General features: G+C 63.5%; 13 protein-coding genes. 5 read left to right on the forward strand and 8 right to left on the reverse strand.

The features are described 5' to 3' along the window. Positions 1-37: 37 nt before the first annotated feature. The 7 genes from GST84_08535 to GST84_08565 form a co-directional block, all read right to left on the reverse strand. Positions 38-4,246, reverse strand: a complete 4,209-nt coding sequence (locus GST84_08535) for an amino acid adenylation domain-containing protein (protein XGB15731.1) — start codon at positions 4,244-4,246, stop codon at positions 38-40. 203 nt (positions 4,247-4,449) lie between these two features. Then, positions 4,450-6,099, reverse strand: a complete 1,650-nt coding sequence (locus tag GST84_08540) for a cyclic peptide export ABC transporter (protein ID XGB12410.1) — start codon at positions 6,097-6,099, stop codon at positions 4,450-4,452. Between the two features lie 22 nt (positions 6,100-6,121). Beyond that, positions 6,122-7,141: a GNAT family N-acetyltransferase gene (locus GST84_08545; GenBank protein ID XGB12411.1), complete on the reverse strand. Its 1,020-nt coding sequence runs from the start codon at positions 7,139-7,141 to the stop codon at positions 6,122-6,124. A 76-nt stretch (positions 7,142-7,217) separates the two neighbouring features. Then, positions 7,218-8,657: an efflux transporter outer membrane subunit gene (locus tag GST84_08550; protein XGB12412.1), complete on the reverse strand. Its 1,440-nt coding sequence runs from the start codon at positions 8,655-8,657 to the stop codon at positions 7,218-7,220. After that, a complete protein-coding gene (gene macB / locus GST84_08555) occupies positions 8,654-10,624 on the reverse strand; it encodes a MacB family efflux pump subunit (GenBank protein XGB12413.1) in 1,971 nt (656 codons plus the stop codon). Before macB ends, GST84_08550 begins: the two co-directional genes overlap by 4 nt. Continuing rightward, on the reverse strand, positions 10,625-11,788 hold the full coding sequence (locus tag GST84_08560) for an efflux RND transporter periplasmic adaptor subunit (GenBank protein XGB12414.1): 1,164 nt from the start codon (positions 11,786-11,788) through the stop codon (positions 10,625-10,627). It lies immediately after the preceding gene. Between the two features lie 205 nt (positions 11,789-11,993). Further along, on the reverse strand, positions 11,994-12,305 hold the full coding sequence (locus tag GST84_08565; protein ID XGB12415.1) for a hypothetical protein: 312 nt from the start codon (positions 12,303-12,305) through the stop codon (positions 11,994-11,996). A 154-nt stretch (positions 12,306-12,459) separates the two neighbouring features. On the opposite strand from GST84_08565, the gene GST84_08570 reads away from it, so the two are divergent. The 4 genes from GST84_08570 to GST84_08585 all read left to right on the forward strand — a co-directional run bounded on the left by GST84_08570 (position 12,460) and on the right by GST84_08585 (position 16,193). After that, positions 12,460-12,936 (forward strand): hotdog fold thioesterase, encoded by a 477-nt coding sequence (locus tag GST84_08570; protein XGB12416.1) that lies wholly within the window; start codon positions 12,460-12,462, stop codon positions 12,934-12,936. Then, positions 12,933-13,415: a PaaI family thioesterase gene (locus GST84_08575; GenBank protein XGB12417.1), complete on the forward strand. Its 483-nt coding sequence runs from the start codon at positions 12,933-12,935 to the stop codon at positions 13,413-13,415. The genes GST84_08570 and GST84_08575 overlap by 4 nt, the downstream gene beginning before the upstream one ends. A 69-nt stretch (positions 13,416-13,484) precedes the next feature. Continuing rightward, positions 13,485-15,389 (forward strand): molecular chaperone HtpG, encoded by a 1,905-nt coding sequence (htpG, locus tag GST84_08580; GenBank protein ID XGB12418.1) that lies wholly within the window; start codon positions 13,485-13,487, stop codon positions 15,387-15,389. Positions 15,390-15,467: 78 nt separating this feature from the next. Further along, positions 15,468-16,193, forward strand: coding sequence for a dienelactone hydrolase family protein (locus GST84_08585; protein ID XGB12419.1), 726 nt, complete (start codon positions 15,468-15,470; stop codon positions 16,191-16,193). A gap of 29 nt (positions 16,194-16,222) precedes the next feature. Here the strand turns inward: GST84_08585 and GST84_08590 are convergent, their stop codons facing one another. Next, entirely contained in the window at positions 16,223-17,086 is an 864-nt protein-coding gene (locus tag GST84_08590) for a pirin family protein (protein XGB12420.1), read from the reverse strand. A 116-nt stretch (positions 17,087-17,202) separates the two neighbouring features. Between GST84_08590 and GST84_08595 the strand changes: the two genes are divergently transcribed. Further along, positions 17,203-18,210 (forward strand): amidohydrolase family protein, encoded by a 1,008-nt coding sequence (locus GST84_08595; protein ID XGB12421.1) that lies wholly within the window; start codon positions 17,203-17,205, stop codon positions 18,208-18,210. Positions 18,211-18,285 lie beyond the last annotated feature (75 nt).

Consider the following 18,285-nt stretch of genomic DNA (forward strand, 5'->3'; position numbering starts at 1 on the left):
GGCGAACGTTTCCTTTTTGGCAGGTGTGACGGGGTATTCAGGGTGCCGGGCAGCTACGGCCAAACGCCTCGATGAACGAGTCGATCAGGGGCTGCTCCAGCATCATGGTTTCGTGTGGGTAGGGTGAGTGCAGCGAAACGTCCAGCTCACCCCCTGCGCAGAACTGGCGGATGACCTGCTCGGCGGAGTGAATGTGTGCTGCGCTCTTGTGCACCTGCGACCACCAGCAGCTGGGCTTGACCCTGAGCGGAGTGAGGGTGAAATCGGCGAAACTCGCTTCCAGCTGGTCGTGGATGTCGAACGCCTGGGCATTCATGATCTGGGCCTTGGCACTGGCCAGCACGCCCTGGACATCGGTGCCAGCGTCAGCCAGGTGCGCCGTGGCCCACTGGTAGAACGCCTTGATGTCCTGAGTAGGGTTGGCGTGCAGCTGCTCGGTGGCGGCCTGCCTGGCCTGCGGGAACAACAGCCCGAACAGCTCGACGGTGTCTTGCAGTTCGCGCTGGCCCGGTGCATCGCTGTGGCGGGCTGGGCGAGGGGTGTGATGGGGGAACGCGGCGCGGCTCAACTGCGCCTCGGGCAGAGTGCTATCGACCAGCCCCAGGAATGCGACCTCGCAGCCGGCCTGTTCCAGCTGCCGGGCGATGTCCCAGGCAATGCTGCCGCCCAGCGACCAGCCCATCAGGCGGTACGGCCCGGACGGTTGTGCCTGGCGGATCTGTGCGGTGTAGTCGGCGATCATTGCTTGCCAGCCCTGCTGTTCGGCCGGCGCCGGGCTGCCGCCCCGGTGCTGCACGCCGTAGACGCAAGCCTGCTGCTCCAGGCAGCGGGCCAGCGGCTGATAGCTGAAGACCATGCCGCCGCTGGGGTGGATACAGAACAATGCAGGCAGCGGTGTGGCCGGGCGGTTGAGGGGCACGATGCACGGGCTCGCAGAGGCATGCTCACGGCCCAGATGTGCGGCCAGCAGGTCGATGCGGGGGTAGGCGAGCAGGTCCTGGATACGCACTGCCAGGCCCAGTTCCTGCTTGATGCTGGCCAGCAGCTGGATAGCCAGCAACGAGTGGCCACCCAGTTCGAAGAAGTGATCGTCGCGGCTGATACGTTCGACGTTGAGCGCGGTTTGCCACAACGTGGCCAAGGCCTGTTCAAGCGTGCCTTGGGGAGCGTTGTAGGCTTGCTGCAACAGGTTGGCATCGGCCTTGGGTAAGGCCTTGCGGTCGAGCTTGCCGTTGGCCGTCAGCGGCCACCGGTCGAGCAGCAACAGGTGCGCCGGGACCATGTAGTCCGGCAGCGCCTCCTTCAGCTGTTCGCGCAACTGCGCGCGCAGCCCGGCCTGCTGCTCCAGCGCTACCTCGGCAGCGGGTATCAGGTAGGCCACCAGTTGCTGGCCGGTCGCGCCTTCCTGGGCCAGCACCAGGGCCTCGCGCACCTGCGGCTGGGCCTGCAGGCGGGCTTCGATCTCGCCCAGCTCGATGCGGAAGCCGCGGATCTTCACCTGGTGGTCGATGCGCCCGGCGTATTCGATCACCCCGTCGGCGTGGTAGCGCGCCAGGTCACCGGTGCGGTACAGGCGCCCGCCAGGGGCACCGAACGGGTCCGGCACGAAGCGCGTGGCGCTCAGTTCGCTGCGCTTGAGGTAGCCGCGTGCCAGGCCGGCGCGGCCCACGTACAGCTCACCGATGCAGCCTTTGGCTACCGGGTTCAGGTCGCCGTCGAGCACATACCAGGACAGGTCGGGGATCGGCACGCCCATCGGGCTGCTGGCCGCCTTGCCCAGGTCAGCCAGCGACAGCGGCCGGTAGCTGACATGCACGGTGGTTTCGGTGATGCCGTACATGTTCACCAGCTGCGGCTGGCGGTCGCCGAAGCGTTCGAACCACGGTGCCAGGCTGTTGACGTCCAGCGCTTCGCCCCCGAACACCACGCTGCGCAGTGCCAGCGGCCGCTGCGGCTCGGCCGTGGTGGCCACCGCCATCAGTTGCTTGAACGCCGACGGGGTCTGGTTCAGCACCGTGACCTGTTCATCGGCCAGCAACTGGTAGAAGGCCTCGGGCGAGCGGCTGGTGTGCTGCGGCACGATCACCAGGCGCCCGCCGTACAGCAGGGCGCCGAAGATTTCCCACACCGAGAAGTCGAAGGCATAGGAGTGAAACAGGCTCCACACGTCGTCGCTGCCGAAGCGGAAGTCGGCGTCGGTGGCCGTGAACAGGCGCAGCACGTTGCGCTGCGGCAGCAGCACCCCCTTGGGCTTGCCGGTGGAGCCGGAGGTGTAGATCACGTAGGCGAGGTTGTCCGGGCTGACCGTGACCGGCGAGCAGGCCAGCGGGTCGGCCTGGCTGCAGTCATCGTTGCTTTCCAGGCTGAGCACGCGCACGCCTGCCGGCACTGGCAGGCTAGCCAGCACCTGGGGCTGGGCCAGCAGGCGCTGCAGGCCGCTGTCTTCGATCATGTAGGCCAAACGGTCGGCCGGGTAGGCCGGGTCCAGCGGCACGTAGGCACCGCCGGCCTTGAGGATGGCGAAGATGCCGACGACCATGTCCAGCGAGCGCTCGGCAGCCAGGCCGACCAGCACGTCGGGCCCGACCCCGTCGTCGACCAGGCGCCGGGCCAGGGCGTTGGCGCGCTGGTTGAGCTGGGCATAGCTCAGGGCCTGGCCCTCGCAGGTGACGGCGATGGCATCGGGGGTGCGCTGCACCTGGGCCTCGATCCGGCTGTGCAGGGCCTGATCGGCCAGGTGCTCGGCGGGGGCCGGGTTCCACTGGGCGAAGGTGGCCTGCTGCTCCGGCGTGCCCAGCATGTCGAGCTCGCCCAGCCGTTGCTCGGGCCCCCGGGCCATGGCCAGCAGCAGGTTCTGCCAGTGCCGGGCCATGCGTTGCACGGTGGCGTGGCTGAACTGGCTGCAGTCGTATTCCAGGCTGAAGCCAAGGCCGTCGGCTGCGTATTCAAGGTCGATGCCGATCAGGCATTTGGCCTGGGCGCTGGCGGTATCGAGGAAGTCCAGCTGCAGGGGGCCCAGGGCCAGCGGGCCGCTGGCAGTCCCGGCCACGCGCCAGTTGAACAGCGCCTGGAACAACTGGGTGGGTAGCACCTGGCCGTTGTGCTGCAGCGTCTCCAGGTACAGCTCCATCGGGTAGTCGCTGTGGCTCAGGGCCGCAATAGACTGCTCGCGCAGGTTTTGCAGCAGGGTCTGCACGGATTGCTGCGGGTCGAGTTCGGCGCGGTAGATCTGGGTGCTGACGAAAAAACCTACCAGCTGCTGGGTTTCGCTGCGGTTGCGCCCGGCGCTGGGCACGCCGAGGGTGAATTGCCGCTGGCCGCTGTAGCGGCCCAGCAGCACCTGCCAGGCGGCCAGGGCGATGACGAAGGGTTGCACGCCCTGCTGCCGGCTGAGCTGCAGCAGGGCCTGGAACACCTCGGCGTCCAGTTGCAGGCCATGGTAGCGGGCACTGGTGCCCTCAGGCGGCACGCCAGCGCAGCGCGGGTCGAGGTCACCCGGCAACATCAACGGCTGCAGTTCGTCACCCAGCCGGGTATGCCAGTAGCGGGCAGACGCTTGGCACGCATCACTTTGCAGGTAAGCCTGGCGTTGCCAGATGGCGTAATCGGCATACTGGATGGCGGGCCGTTGCAGCTTGCAGGCTCCCTGGGCGGCTGCCTGCGAATAGGCGCCCACCAGGTCCTGCAGCAGGATTGGATTGGACCAGGCGTCTGAAACGATGTGGTGCATGTTCAGCAGCAACACATGCTCGTCACCTTGTACTTTCACCAGTCGGGCCCGGATCAGGGGCGCCTTGCCGAGGTCGAACGGTGCCAGCGCATCCGCTTCGATGAGCCGCTGCAATGCATGAGGGCGTTGCGTGGCGGGCATGGCGGTCAGGTCGTCGCAGGGCATTTCGAGGCGTGCGTCGGCTTCGACGAACTGCTGCGGTATGCCCTCGACCTCGGCGAACCTGCTGCGCAGGATGTCATGGCGGTCGACCACCGCCTGCAAGGCCATGGCCAAGTGCTGGCCATGCAGTTCACCCTTCAGTGACAGTGCCCGTGGCAGGTTGTACGCCGCGCTCTGCGGGTTGAACTGCTGCAGGTACCACAGGCGCTGCTGGGCGAATGAGAGGGGGGCTGGGCCGGCGCGCTCGCGTGGTGCTATCCGGTCGGGTTCGGACGGCTCATCCTGGAGGAGGGCGAGCAAGGCGTCGTCCAGCAAGTCTTCAGCGAGCGAGTCGGCATCCAGTGATTCGTGCATGGCGGTCCCTGTGGCAGTCGAGTCGAAGGACAGCAGCATGGGGGCCGGCCTCGCCGGGGAATGGCCGCTGTCCTCTGGAGAGGTGTATGGCCAGTAAACGAGCCGCCGCACGGCAAATTTACCGGCAGGCGCAGGGGCGGGGCGGGTGGGCAGGCCCCGGCCAGGGCGGCCGACGGCCTGGCTGGGGCGAGGGATGCAGCCGGTCAGGCCGGCTGGGCTGCGGTGCGGACCTTGCCGCTGTCCATGTGTACCAGCTGGTCGGCAATATCGAAGTAGCGGTCATCGTGGGAGATGACAATGATGGTCTTGCCCAGGCGCTTGAGGTCCGGCAGCAGCTCTGTGTAGAAGATGCGGCGGAAGGTTGGGTCCTGATCGGCTGCCCACTCGTCGAACACCAGCACCGGGCGCTGCTCCAGCCAGGCGCTGATCAGTGCCAGGCGCTTGCGTTGCCCGGTGGACAGGTCGGTGGTGGTGAAGGCGCCGTCGCGTACGCTGACCTTGTGCGCGATCTCCAGGCGTTGCAGGTATTGGGTAGCATCGTCGGGAATCTGCTGGTCGCCCTGGACCACGTCGTCGAACAGGTAGTAGTCGGCGAAAATGGTGGTGAACAGTTGTCGGTAGTCATCCCGGTCAAGCACCGAGACCGGCTGACCATCCAGCAGGATGTCACCACTGTGCGGCGCATACAGGCCAAGCAGCAGCTTGATCAGCGTGGTCTTGCCACAACCGTTCTCGCCGACGATGAACACGATGTCGCCCTGGTTGATCGTGAGGTTCACCGGGCCCAGGCGAAACGGCGTGCTGCCCTCGACTGCCGGAAATGCGTACTGCACATTGCGCAGCTCCAGGCTGTCGATGGCCTGGCGGGGAGCGCCTTTGCCGTCGAGCAGCAGGTCAGGTTCGGGCGAGGAAAACTGCTCTGACAGCTCGGCAATGCGCTGGAATGCCACCTGTGCCTTGCTGACCAGCGGCAGTACGCTGACCAGATGGTCCAGTGGGCCTTTCATGTACAGCAGCACCAGCACGAAGCCGGTCATTGCCGCCTGATCGACGCTTGTCCAGGTGCTCTGCAAGGCCAGTGCCAGGCCGATGACGATGAAGAACAGCGTCGAGCCGAACGTCTTGGCCAGGATGTAGGTGTTGACTGCCTTGATCTGGATGGCGCTGATCCGCTCGCTGATCCCCTGAATGTGTCGGGTGAACATGCGATACCGGCGCGGCCGGTGTATGCGCAGCTCCTTGGCGCCCTGGGCAATTGCGTTGTAATGCTTCTGCAGATCGTCCTCGGCCTCGCGGGCGGTGTTGAACCCCTTGATGCCGCGCGTGCGGGCGATGACCTGGGCGGTAATGCCGGCGCCCAATGCCAGCAGCATCAGCAGGAACAGCGGGCCGGACAACGTTGCCAGGTAGCCCATGCAGCCCAGCGTCACCGTCAGCGAAATGGTCAGGGGGGCGAAGGCGAACGAGAAATCGCTGATGGTATCGATATCGTGGGTCAGCACCGGGATCAGGCGGTGGCTGCGATAGCGCTCGATCTGCTCGATGGGCGCCGAAAGCACTTTTTCGCCCAACTCCTTGCGCAGTTTGGCGATGATCTTCTGGCCAACGAAATTGGTGCCCATGTCGGAGAAGATGCTGCTGAGCAAGGTCAGCACGCAGAGGCCGGCAAACAACCACAGCACGGCATGGGTCAGCCCTGCTTCGCTGTTGAGGGCGCGGTTGATGGTGGCCAGCAGCGTGGTGACGCTGAAGCCGCCGAGGATGCCCAACAGTATGGACACCAGCACGATGGGCCAGAACGGCTTGAGCAATTGGGCAAGCTCGCGGGGCGCGCTGAGCGGTTTGCGAATCATGGGGAAGTCTTCTCCAGGCGGATCAAAGGACGTGGTCATCAAAGAAGGCTTCACGCTCCAGACGCAGCAGAGCGGCTTTCTTGTGGGCCAGTTGAATGTCCTTCAGGTGGCCGAACCCCTGGGACTTGAGGAAGTCGATCTGGCGCGTATGGTCGATGCGCGGCTCGCCGAGAATCCGCTGGGTGCGTGGGTCATCGAGGAACATGTAATGCATCAGCGAGCGGAACCAGCCGCGCAGTTTGCCGATGCCCTGGTGCTTGGGCTCGCCGATCACCACATGCCAGCCACGGTCGTAATCGGCGACGTCGTAGTAGGGGGCGATGCGGTCTTCCTTGCACCAGTACACCTCGAAGTAGGCGAAGGGTTCGTCATCGAAGCAGCCGATCAGCGGGTGTACGCGCGGGTCGTCGAGCATTTCGCGAATGTATTGCGCATGTTCTTCCGGAGTGCCGGTCTGCTCCCAGAAGAACGCGACTTGCTCCAGGTTCATCCAGCGGTTGAAGGCTGCAAGGTCCTTCACCGGGTCGATGGTGCGCAGTGAAAAGGTGGCGTTCAGCTTCGGCAGATGGCGTCGATAGACTTCGCCCGCCGGTTTGGGCGGGCGTTGTGGGTGGCGTTTCTCGCCTCTGAAGCAATAACGCGGGGCAGTGTGCACGCTGGCCGGCTCACGCAGCCATGGCAGGGGTTGCTGCCAGAAGGTCTGGCGGGTGCAGCGCAGGGCAAGCCTGCCTTGGTCGTCGACCTGCCAATGATCGAAAATGCCTTCACGTACGGCACGCACGGCAAATTCCCGGTCGCCAGGGACCTGCACATTCACCTCGTTGCATTGTTTGCGGTGGCAGAAACGGGTCGCCAGTACCGCCAGCATCGCGCTGGCCGGAAATGCTGGCGGAAGTTGCTCGAAGACGATGCGGTTGTCGACCTCCCGGTAGGGGATGGCGGCGCTGCTGTCGAGGCGCAGGCTGCCGCTCTCTGGCGTTTCATCCTGGGCACTGGCTTTGCGGCCATCGGCCAGGATCAGACTGAAAGAGGGTGCGTTCATAGGGCTTCCTGTGAGGGGGCGAGTGCGACTTGTCGGGTGCTGTCCATGGATAAAGACGAACCGCACCTGCCGATGTTTAAGCGCCGGGTATGGCACCTGCTTCAGCGCCATCGACCTGCCAGCCGCCGCCCAGGGCCTTGTACAGGGCGATGCTGCCCATGACCCGCTTGAGGCGCAGTTGCACACCCTCGTCCTGAGCCTGGTACAGGGTGCGCTGGGTTTGCAGGACGGTCAGCAGGTCCTCGGCCCCTGCCTGGTAGCGGCTTTCGGCGATGTCGAAGGCTTTGCGTGCCTGTTGCAGTTCGATGGCCTGCCAATGCAGTTGCCGGTCGATACCGTCCAGGGTATTGAGGGCCTTTTCCACATCGCCGAAACCAGCCAGGATGGCGCCGCGGTAGTTCTGCAGCAGTTCGTCCTGGGTTGCCACCGCCTTGTCGCGCTCAGCGCGCAGGCGGCCGTTGTCGAACACCGGCGTGATCAGGCCTGCGGCGAGGCTGGTGAAAGGGTTGCGCAAGACGTCCGGGAAATGATCGTTGCCGCTGCCGACGATCACCGTCAGGTTGAGTTTGGGCAGCATCGCCGCACGGGCAACGCGCACATTGGCCTGAGCCGCCGCCAGCTTGGCCTCGGCATTGGCGATGTCCGGCCGTCGGCTGATCAGTTCGCTGGGCAGGCCCGCATTGATCGAGGGCCACTTGAGCTGTTCAAAGCGCGTGTTGCCCAGTTGCAGGTTCTGCACCGGCTGCCCGACCAGGGTCGCCAGGGTAATCAGGGCCTCCCGGGCTTGTTGCTGGTAGAGAGGACGTTGCCGCTGCTGGGTGGCGACCAGGCTTTGTTGCTGGGCCAGTTCCAGTGCCGTCGCCGAGCCTGCATCGAAGCGGGTTTGTACCAGTTGCAGGACATGCTCCGCGTTGATCAGGTTGAGGTCAGCGATATGTCCTTGTTGCTGGAAGGCCAGCGCCTGCATGTAACTGTCGGCAACCTTGCCGAGCAAGGTCAGTTCAACAGTCGCGCGCTCGAACTCACTGGCTTGCAGGCCGTGCAGGGCGCTCTCGCGCGCTGCCGCGTTGCCGCCCCAGAAGTCCACCTCATAGCTGGCCTTCAGGGCCACATCCAGGTAATGAGTGGTGCGCTGGGTCGGGCTGGAATTCAGTTGGCTGTAGCCGTTGCCGTGCTGCAGGCGCTCGCGGTTGGCATTGGCGGCCCCGGTGACTTCGGGCAGCAAGGGGCCGCCGGCAATGACCGCATCGGCCTGTGCCTGGCGAACCCGGGCCATGGCCGCGCCGACTTCAAAACTGTCGGTGCGGGCTTGCTCCACCAGTTGGTTCAGTGCAGGGCTGCCGAACGACTGCCACCAGCCGGTCAAGTGGCGTGGTGGGGCCTCGGGCGTGGCCGCCTGCCAGCGGGCCGGGGCATGCACGCCGTGTTGTGGCGGCGTTGCCGGGGTGGCGCAGGCGCTCAGCAGCAGGCAGGCGCCGAGCAGGGGCAAGGGTTTTATCAACGTTGGGGTACTCATACGCTGGTGAGGGCGGCCACCGGATCGAGCCGGGCGGCCTTGCGGGCGGGCATGAAGCCGAATGCGATACCGGTGACCACGGCGCAGGCGAAGGCACCGATGGCGGCGGGCAGCGAGAAGGCGACGGCGACCTGGGCCAGGCTCAGGGCGCCGCCGATCAGCAATGCCAGGGCGATGCCGCTGACGCCGCCGACCATGGTCAGCATCACGGCTTCGGTGAGGAACTGGCGCAAGATGTCGCGCTGGCGCGCGCCGGTGGCCATGCGGATACCAATTTCCCGAGTGCGCTCGCGTACGGTCATCAGCATGATGTTCATCACCCCGATGCCGCCCACCAGCAGCGAAATGGCGGCAATGGCGCCCAGCATCAGCGACAGCGCGTTCTGCGTCCTGGCTTCGGCCTGGATCATGGCCGCATTGTTGGTCAGTTCGAAGTCGGGTACGCCGTTGTGCAGTTTCAGCAGCAACTGGTCGATGACCTGCTCGGTCTGCTTCACCTGGCGCGCATCTGCAGCGGCGATCACCACGTATTCCGGGGCCTGGTTGCCGAACAGGCGCACGCTGGCCGTGGTGTAGGGCACCATCACTCGGGCGTCGGCATCCTGGTCGCCAGAACTGGCGCCCTTGCCGGCCAGTACCCCGATGACCTGGAACGGTGCGTTCTCGATGAGTATGTACTGGCCCACCGGGTTGCGGTCGGCAAACAGTTTTTCCCGGGTCTTTTCGCCAATCACCGCCACTGCCGCGCCGGCGGCTTCGTCGGCCTCGGTGAAGAAACTGCCCTGTGCCACTGGCCAGTTGAATATCTGCGGGAAGTAGGTGTTGGAGCCTCCTACATAGAGCTTCAGGTCCTGGTTGCCATAGCGCACACCGGCTTTGCCGCCATTGACGGGCATGATCATGCGCACCTGGGGCAGGGTGGCGATGGCGCGGGTGTCGTCCAGGGTGATGATGCCTTCCGGCGCCCTGGGGGCGGGTGGCTTGCCATTGAGGTAGATGATGTTGGAGCCGAAAGCGCCCATCTGCGCCATGACCTGGCGCTTGCTGCCTTCACCCACGGCCAGCATGACCACCACCGACGCCACGCCGATGATGATGCCCAGCAACGTCAGTGCGGTGCGGAAGCGGTTGATCCACATCACCCTCCATGCCGCCTTGACGGCGTCCAGCAGTTCACCTTTCCAGGCGCCGTTGTGCTCGCTGCCGTCGTTCAGGCGCTGGCGCAGGTCGACGGCCTGCAGCACCTCGCTCTTGGGCGGCGAAGCGGGCAGTGGCTCAGGCTGGGCCTGGTCGCTGATGATCTGGCCATCGCGGATTTCGATGATGCGCTTGGCTCGTGCGGCGACTTCCCGGTCGTGGGTGATGAGGATCACCACATGGCCCTGGCTGGCCAGTTCGTCGAGCAGGGCCATGACTTCGGTACCGCTGCGGCTGTCGAGGGCGCCAGTGGGTTCGTCTGCCAGAATGATGTGGCCACCGTTCATCAGCGCGCGGGCTATAGATACGCGTTGCTGCTGGCCGCCGGACAACTGGTGCGGGCGATTACTGGTGCGTTCGGCCAGGCCCAGGCGGGTGAGCAGGGCATGGGCGCGCGCGTGGCGCTCGGCGGCGGGCATACCGGCATAGATTGCCGGCATTTCGACATTCTCCTGGGCGGTGCCGGAGGCAATCAGGTGATAGCCCTGGAACACGAAACCGAAGGCTTCACGCCGCAGCCAGGCGAGTGCGTCACTGTCCAGGCTGGCCACCTGTTCACCCGCGAACAGGTAGTCGCCACTGGAGGGGCGGTCCAGGCAGCCGAGGATGTTCATCAGCGTAGACTTGCCTGAGCCAGAGGTACCGACAATGGCGACGAATTCACCGGCGTGAATGCTCAGGTTGATGCCGCGCAACACCTCGATTCGCGGTGTATCGACGCCGCCATAGCATTTGCGGATATCGCGCAGCTCGATCAGTGGGACTGGCATTTACCCTCCCGCACTGAGCAAGGGGCTGATCAGCAGGTGGTCTCCTTCTTCCAGCCCTTCGAGAATCTGCACGCGCAGCCGGTCACTGATGCCGGTGCGTACTTCGCGATTCTCGATGGCGCCGTGTTTCGTCAGTACCTGTGCCAGCCTGCGATCAGGTTGCTTGCCTGGGTTCAGCGCAGAAATCGGGGCGGTCAGCACATTGTGCGCACGGTCAGCGACGAAGAATACCTGGGTGGTCATTTCCGCCATCAGGGCGCCGTCGGCGTTATCGACGTCCAGCAAGACCGTATACAACACCACGCGGCCATTGCTTTTGCTGGCCGGGCTGCCGCTGCCCTGGTTGGCGTGCTCCAGCGGCTTGGGCGGCACCGGCAGGATCTGCCGTACAGTGCTGTTCCAGCGCCGGGTGCCACCGCTGAGCGTGGTGAAATAGGCGTGCATGCCGGGTTTGACATGACCAATGTCCGCTTCCGACACTTCAGCCCAGACCGTCATCGGTGACAATTTGGCGATGCGCAGGATCAGCGGGGTCTGCTGCTGAGCGTTTAGCGTCTGCCCCTCGCGGGCATCCAGTGCGACCACGGTGCCACTCATGGGGGCATAGATGCGTGTGTAACCCAGTTCGGCCTGGTCGCTGCGCAGGCTGGCCTGGGCCTGGCGAATCTGCGCCTGGATCATGTCGATGCGCGCCTGGGTGGCCTTGAGTTCGGCGCGCGCCGTTTGCACATCCTCTTCGCGCGTGGCACCGCCCGCCGCCAGGCTCTGCTGGCGCCGGGCCTTCTGCCGGGCCAGCTCATGCTGGGCACGTTGTTCTTGCAGCTGTGCCTGCAGGTTCTCGATCGAGTAGCGCCCCGCGTCCAGCTTGGCCTGTTGCGTGGACGGGTCGATCTCGACCAGCAACTGGCCTTCTTGCACCGTGTCGCCGACCTCGACCTTGATGGCACGGATTTGCCCGGATGCCTGGGCGCCGACGTCTACATAGCGGCGTGGCTGCAAGGTGCCGATGGCGGTAACGCTGCTCTCGATATCACCCCGGCTGACAGTGACGGTATTCAGGCCGTTGTGGCTGGGCGGCATGAACTGCCAGGCACTCACGGCCAGCAGTGTTGCCAGACCAAATAAGGTGATCAGGGCCCGACGGGCCAAGAGGGGACGTTTCATGCAGGGTTCCGGCCAAAGTAAATTCCTCCGAGACACGTCGCGGGGTTGTACTTTGAACGAGAAGCAGCCCGCAAAATTTACTGCGCGGCACGGGACGGGGGGTGATAGTTGCCGAAGGCGAGTGAACTATCGGCTTAAACGGTTAAGCTCCAACTTGCGAACACAAAAAAACCCGACAGTTGTCGGGTTTTTTTGTTCGCTCAAGTTACTGCTTGGCAGGTTCTGCCGGAGTAGCTGGAGCTGCTTCTGGCGCCGGAGAAGTCGGAGCTGCTTCTGGTGCCGGAGTAGCCGGAGCGGCTTCTTCGGCAGCCTTCTGCTCGGCTTCGGCCTGATCTTTGGCAGCTTCAGCGTTTTCCTTGGCTGCTTCGTTCATCTTATCCTGAGCTTCACCCATTTTTTCCTGGGCTTGCTCGGCGTGTTGCTGTGCGTCTTGGGCTTTGTCTTCGCTCGCTTTATCGCAAGCAGCCAGGCCCATGGCAGCGGCCAGCATCAGAGCAAAAGCAAAAGGTTTACGCATGGGGATGTTTCTCCTTGGTGGAATAAGTGACTTGTTCCTTCGAGTGCCACTACGCGGAATAAGTTCAACGAAGAATACAGATATATAACGTCCGGTTCTATATAGACTTTTAAACGAATTCATGCCGCTGCCCTGCGGCCGGTGGAAACAGCCAATGAGCGATTCAACCTTGATGGCAATGGCCGAGCGCTTTCTCTCGGCGTTAAAACATTGTCATTTGTTGCAGATGCGCGTGGCGCAGGCCGATGGCGACGGCATGACCTTGGTCCTGCCATGGTCGCCGGCCATTGTCGGCAACCCGCAAACCGGTGCCGTGCACGGCGGTGCACTGACCACGCTGATGGACACCACTTGTGGGATGGCCACGTTGTGTGTGCTGCCGCGCTTCGAAGTGTGCCCGACGTTGGACCTGCGCATCGACTACATGCACCCGGCTGAGGCGGGCAAGGACATTTACGGCCACGCCCAGTGCTACCGTGTAACCCGCGACGTGATCTTCACCCGTGGCACCGCCTACCAGGACGACCCCGACCAGCCCATTTGCCAAGTGGTCGGCACGTTCATGCGCCTGGGCCAGGACATCAAGGGCGGCATCCGTTTCGGCGACAGCCTGAAGGAGGGCGACGCATGATTCCACACGCGGTGCGTCAGCAGCTCAACGCCGCCCATGCGGTAGGCGACTATCGACCATTGCTGGCGCTGATTCCCTATGCCGGGCTGATCGGCATCGAATGCGAGCGTCAGGGCGATGATGTGTTGTTCCGCTTGCCGGCCAGCCCGGACAATATCGGCAACCCGCTGCTACCGGCCATCCATGGCGGCGTGATCGCCGGCTTCATGGAGCTGTCGGCAGCGCTGTACCTGCTGATCTACAGCGAGAGCGCAAGCATTCCGAAGATCATCGACTTTTCCATCGACTACCTGCGCGCCGGGCATTTTCGCGATACCTACGCCCAGTGCCAGCTGTGGCGCCAGGGCCGGCGGGTGACCAACGTGGCCATCACTGCCTGGCAGGGCGACAGACAGTCGCCGATTGCCACGGCCCGTGCGCATTTCAAGATCGAACCGGAAAAGCCCTTGAAATCATCCGGGCAGCCCCCATCTGCATGACATCCGCCGTTAACGCTGGCCGAACCGGCCGCCAGGCGCCACCGCCATCAGATCGGAGTTTCGAAGACCATGACTGTGGAAACACAAAAGGAAACGTTGGGCTTCCAGACCGAGGTGAAGCAACTGCTGCACCTCATGATTCACTCGCTGTACTCGAACAAGGAAATCTTCCTGCGGGAGCTGATTTCCAACGCTTCCGATGCCGCCGACAAGCTGCGTTTCGAAGCCCTGGCCAAGCCAGAACTGTTCGAGGGCGATACTGACCTGAAGATTCGCCTAAGCTTCGACAAGGACGCCGGCACCGTGACCCTCGAGGACAACGGCATCGGCATGAGCCGCGAAGACGTCATTGCCCACCTGGGCACCATCGCCAAGTCCGGCACTGCCGACTTCATGAAGAACCTCACCGGTGACCAGAAGAAAGACTCGCACCTGATCGGTCAGTTCGGCGTGGGCTTCTACTCTGCGTTCATCGTTGCCGACAAGGTCGACGTGTACAGCCGCCGTGCTGGTCAGCCAGCGGCCGAAGGTGTGCACTGGTCGTCGAAAGGCGAGGGCGAATTCGAAGTCGCCACCATCGACAAACCACAGCGCGGTACCCGTATCGTCCTGCACCTGAAGAAGGACGAGCAGGAGTTCGCCGATGGCTGGCGCCTGCGCAACGTGGTCAAGAAGTACTCCGACCACATCGCCCTGCCGATTCAACTGCCGAAAGAGCAGGCCGCCGCCGAAGGTGAAGAACAGCCGGCCGAGGAGTGGGAGACCGTCAACCGCGCCAGCGCCCTGTGGACCCGTTCGCGCACCGAGGTGAAGGACGAGGAGTACCAGGAGTTCTACAAGCACATTGGCCATGACTTCGAAAACCCGCTGGCCTGGAGCCACAACAAGGTCGAAGGCAAGCTCGAATACAACTCGCTGCTGTACGTGCCGGCCCGTGCGCCGTTCGACCTGTACCAGCGCGAAGCACCGCGCGGCCTGAAGCTGTACGTGCAGCGTGTGTTCATCATGGACCAGGCCGAGTCGTTCCTGCCGTTGTACCTGCGCTTCATCAAGGGTGTGGTCGATTCCAACGACCTGTCGCTGAACGTGTCGCGTGAAATCCTGCAGAAAGACCCGATCATCGACTCGATGAAGACCGCGCTGACCAAGCGCGTGCTGGACATGCTGGAGAAGCTGGCGAAGAACGAACCCGAGCAGTACAAGGGCTTCTGGAAAAACTTCGGTCAGGTGCTGAAAGAGGGCCCGGCCGAAGACTTCGCCAACAAGGAGAAAATCGCCGGTCTGCTGCGCTTTGCGTCCACTCAGGACGACAGCGGCGAGCAGAACGTCGCCCTGGCCGACTACCTGGCCCGCGCCAAGGAAGGTCAGGACAAGATCTATTACCTCACCGGCGAGTCGTACGCGCAGGTCAAGAACAGCCCGCACCTGGAAGTCTTCCGCAAGAAAGGCATCGAAGTGCTGCTGCTGACTGACCGCATTGACGAGTGGCTGATGAGCTACCTCAATGAGTTCGACGGCAAAGCCTTTGTCGATATCGCCCGTGGCGACCTGGACCTGGGCAAGCTGGACTCGGAAGAAGACAAGAAAGCCCAGGAAGAAGTCGCCAAGGACAAGGAAGGTTTGGTCGAGCGACTGAAAGGAGCGCTGGGTGACAGCGTGGCCGAAGTGCGCGTATCGCACCGCCTGACCGACTCGCCGGCAATTCTGGCCATCGGTGAGCAGGACCTGGGTCTGCAGATGCGCCAGATTCTGGAAGCCAGCGGGCAGAAAGTGCCGGAGTCCAAGCCGATCTTCGAGTTCAACCCGACTCACCCGCTGATCGAGAAGCTGGACCACGAGCAGAGCGAAGACCGTTTCGCCGAGCTTTCGCACATCCTGTTCGATCAGGCGGCACTGGCGGCCGGTGACAGCCTGAAGGACCCGGCGGCGTACGTTCGTCGCCTGAACAAGCTACTGGTCGAGCTGTCTGCTTGAGTTGATGCATAGGAAAGCCCGCTTCGGCGGGCTTTTTTCATGGCAGCCTTTTTGTGAGAAGTGCCAAAGGAGTGCTAGATGAGCAAAGTTATCGTCGAATCGCTGGTTTATCACCTGTCTGGCAAGGCCTACGAAAGCCGTTTGGTCTATGAGCCAGGGGTGCTGGGCCGTCCGGGCCTGGTGATGGCGCCGAACTGGATGGGCATTGGCGAAGGTGCCGAGCGGATCGCCAAGGAAGTGGCCGAGAAGGGCTACGTGGTGCTGATTGCCGACCTCTACGGGCAATCGGTGCGTCCGTCCAATGCCGATGAGGCAGGCGTGGCGATGATGCCGCTGAAGAATGACCGTGGCGAACTGCGCAAGCGCATGCAGGAAGCCTTGGCGCAATTGCTGGGGCAGTCGAAGGCGCTGCTGGAGCCTGGCAAGGTGGCCACCTTCGGCTTCTGCTTCGGTGGCTGCTGCGCCCTGGAACTGGCCCGTAGCGGCGTCGATCTGCGCGCGGCAGTGTCGTTCCACGGGACCTTGGACACGCCGAACCCTGAAGATGCCAAGCACATCAAGGGCTCGGTGCTGGTGTTGCACGGTGCCTCCGACCCATTGGTGCCTAAAGAGCAACTGCCCGCATTCGAAGACGAGATGAACGCAGCCAAGGTGGACTGGCAGTTGCTCAGTTACGGCGGCGCGGTGCACTCGTTCACCGACCCGAGTGCCAATGTACCGGGCAAGATGCAGTATGACCGGCGGACCTCGGAGCGGGCGTTCCGCTCAATGCATAACCTGCTGACTGAAGTGTTCCAGCGCTGATAGTGCACGGGGCCGCAAAGCGGCCCCAATCACCGAGGCAACTCGATCCTCGAAGTTTCCCCTGGCACCGCAGGCCAATCCCCGGCAGCCCACCTGGCCCTTGCCTGCTCGATCAGTTCCGGGTCGCTGGCCACGAAATTCCAGTTCATCCGCCGCGGCCCATCCAGCGGTGCGCCACCTATCAGCACCAGCTGACACTCACCTTCAGCATACAATGTCACCGCTTCGCCCTCCGCAAGCACCACCAGGCTGCACGGCGCCACGTCCTCGTCATTCATCATCAGCTCACCGTCGAGCAGGTACAGCGCACGCTGCGCAGGCTCTTCTGGCACCAGCAGGGTAGTCGCCGGCTGCATCCGGACATGGGCATACAGGGTGGGGGACAGCACCGGTACCGGGGACGTCAGGCAAAACCCGCTGCCGGCAATCATGCAGATACGCACCCCCAGGCTGTCGCTGACCGGCAGGCTCGCCGCAGGGTGATGGCTGTAGCTCGCCGGCCCTTGTTCATGCTCACGCGGCGACGCCAGCCATACCTGCAGGCCGTGAAGACGTGAGCCATGGGCCAGGGCGTCCGCTGGCGTGCGCTCAACGTGGGCCACGCCGCTGCCAGCCGTCATCCAGCTGACATCGCCGGGCAGCACGTGTTGGTCCGAACCCAGGCTGTCCTTGTGCTGGATTGCCCCTTCGAACAGGTAGGTCAGGGTGGACAGGCCGATATGCGGGTGCTGGCGGATGTCCATGCCATGCCCCGGGGCGTAGTCGGTTTCGAGCATGTGGTCGAAAAACACGAACGGGCCAACGCTGCGGCACTGGGCCGATGGCAGCGGGCGCAGGATCGGCTGGCCCTCGACCGATTCGGCACGGGGGTGAATGACCAGGGGGCTGCTCATGGGACGGCTCCAGGCGAGGTGACAGTGCTTCAAGCATAACGGTTTGCCTGCTGTGGCTGAACCGTCGCGTTGGCCGGCCGGTCTATTGTTTTCATACTCGGAGAAGGAACCTGCCCATGATTGCCAGAGCGCTGGCCTGCGTGATGTTGTCTGCCTGTCTAAGCCAGGCGGCCCAGGCACGCGACTACCGCTACAGCGATGCCCATTTGCATTACGTGGACTTTTTCCAGGAAAGCGAAGGCATGCCGGCCCTGCTTGAGGCCATGGATGCTGCGGGTATCGAGCAGTCGATGATTTCCGGAATACCAGTGGCCAAGAAATGGCACGAAGACGAACCCAAACGCCCGCGCTACTACGCCGGTGATGACGCTGATGCCTACTGGTACAGCGCCACCGACACCTACGTGGCTGCGGCTCTGCAGCAGCTGCCGATCGAGCAGCGCAAACGTTTTCACCCGTTTTTGAGCGGTTTCAACCCGGTGGACAAGAACGCTGTCAGTCATATCGAGCGCATGCTCGATATGTACCCAGGGCTGTGGCAGGGCATCGGCGAGGTGTTCACCCGCCATGATGACCTGACAGCGCTGACCAGTGGCGACACGCCACGTGCCAACAATGAAGCCATGACGCGTATCTACTACCTGGCGGCCGAGCGCGACCTGCCCGTGCTCCTGCATTCCAACCTTACTTCCAAGCGCGAGCGCAACCCGCTGTACCTGGCGGAGATCGAAGAGCCGCTGCGCAATCACCCGCATACGCGATTCATCTGGGCGCACGCGGGCAGCAGCATGGAGATACACCGCCACCAGACGCAGATGGACTTTCTGCTGCCAGTGCTGACGCGATTGCTGGAGGACTATCCGAACCTGTATGTCGATTTGTCGTGGAGTGTGCTGCAGCCTTATCTGCTGAACGAGAAGGGCAAGCCGCGCGAGGAATGGCTGGCATTGGTCGAGCGCTTCCCGGAGCGGTTCATGCTGGGTTCGGATGTGGTAGGGCGGTTTGGCAGCCTGGGGGAGCAGATGCACGGGTTCAAACCGTTTCTGGATGCCTTGCCGGAGGCGGTAGCGCACAAGGTGGCCCGTGAGAACTTTCTGGCGGTGCTGCCCAAGGCGCGCCATTAGCCTGTGACGGCCTCTTCGCGGGCAACACAAACAAAAACGCCCCGAACCAGTCGGGGCGTTTTCATTTACAGCAGC

This window comes from Pseudomonas putida (genome assembly GCA_041879295.1).
Lineage (GTDB): Bacteria > Pseudomonadota > Gammaproteobacteria > Pseudomonadales > Pseudomonadaceae > Aquipseudomonas > Aquipseudomonas putida_Y.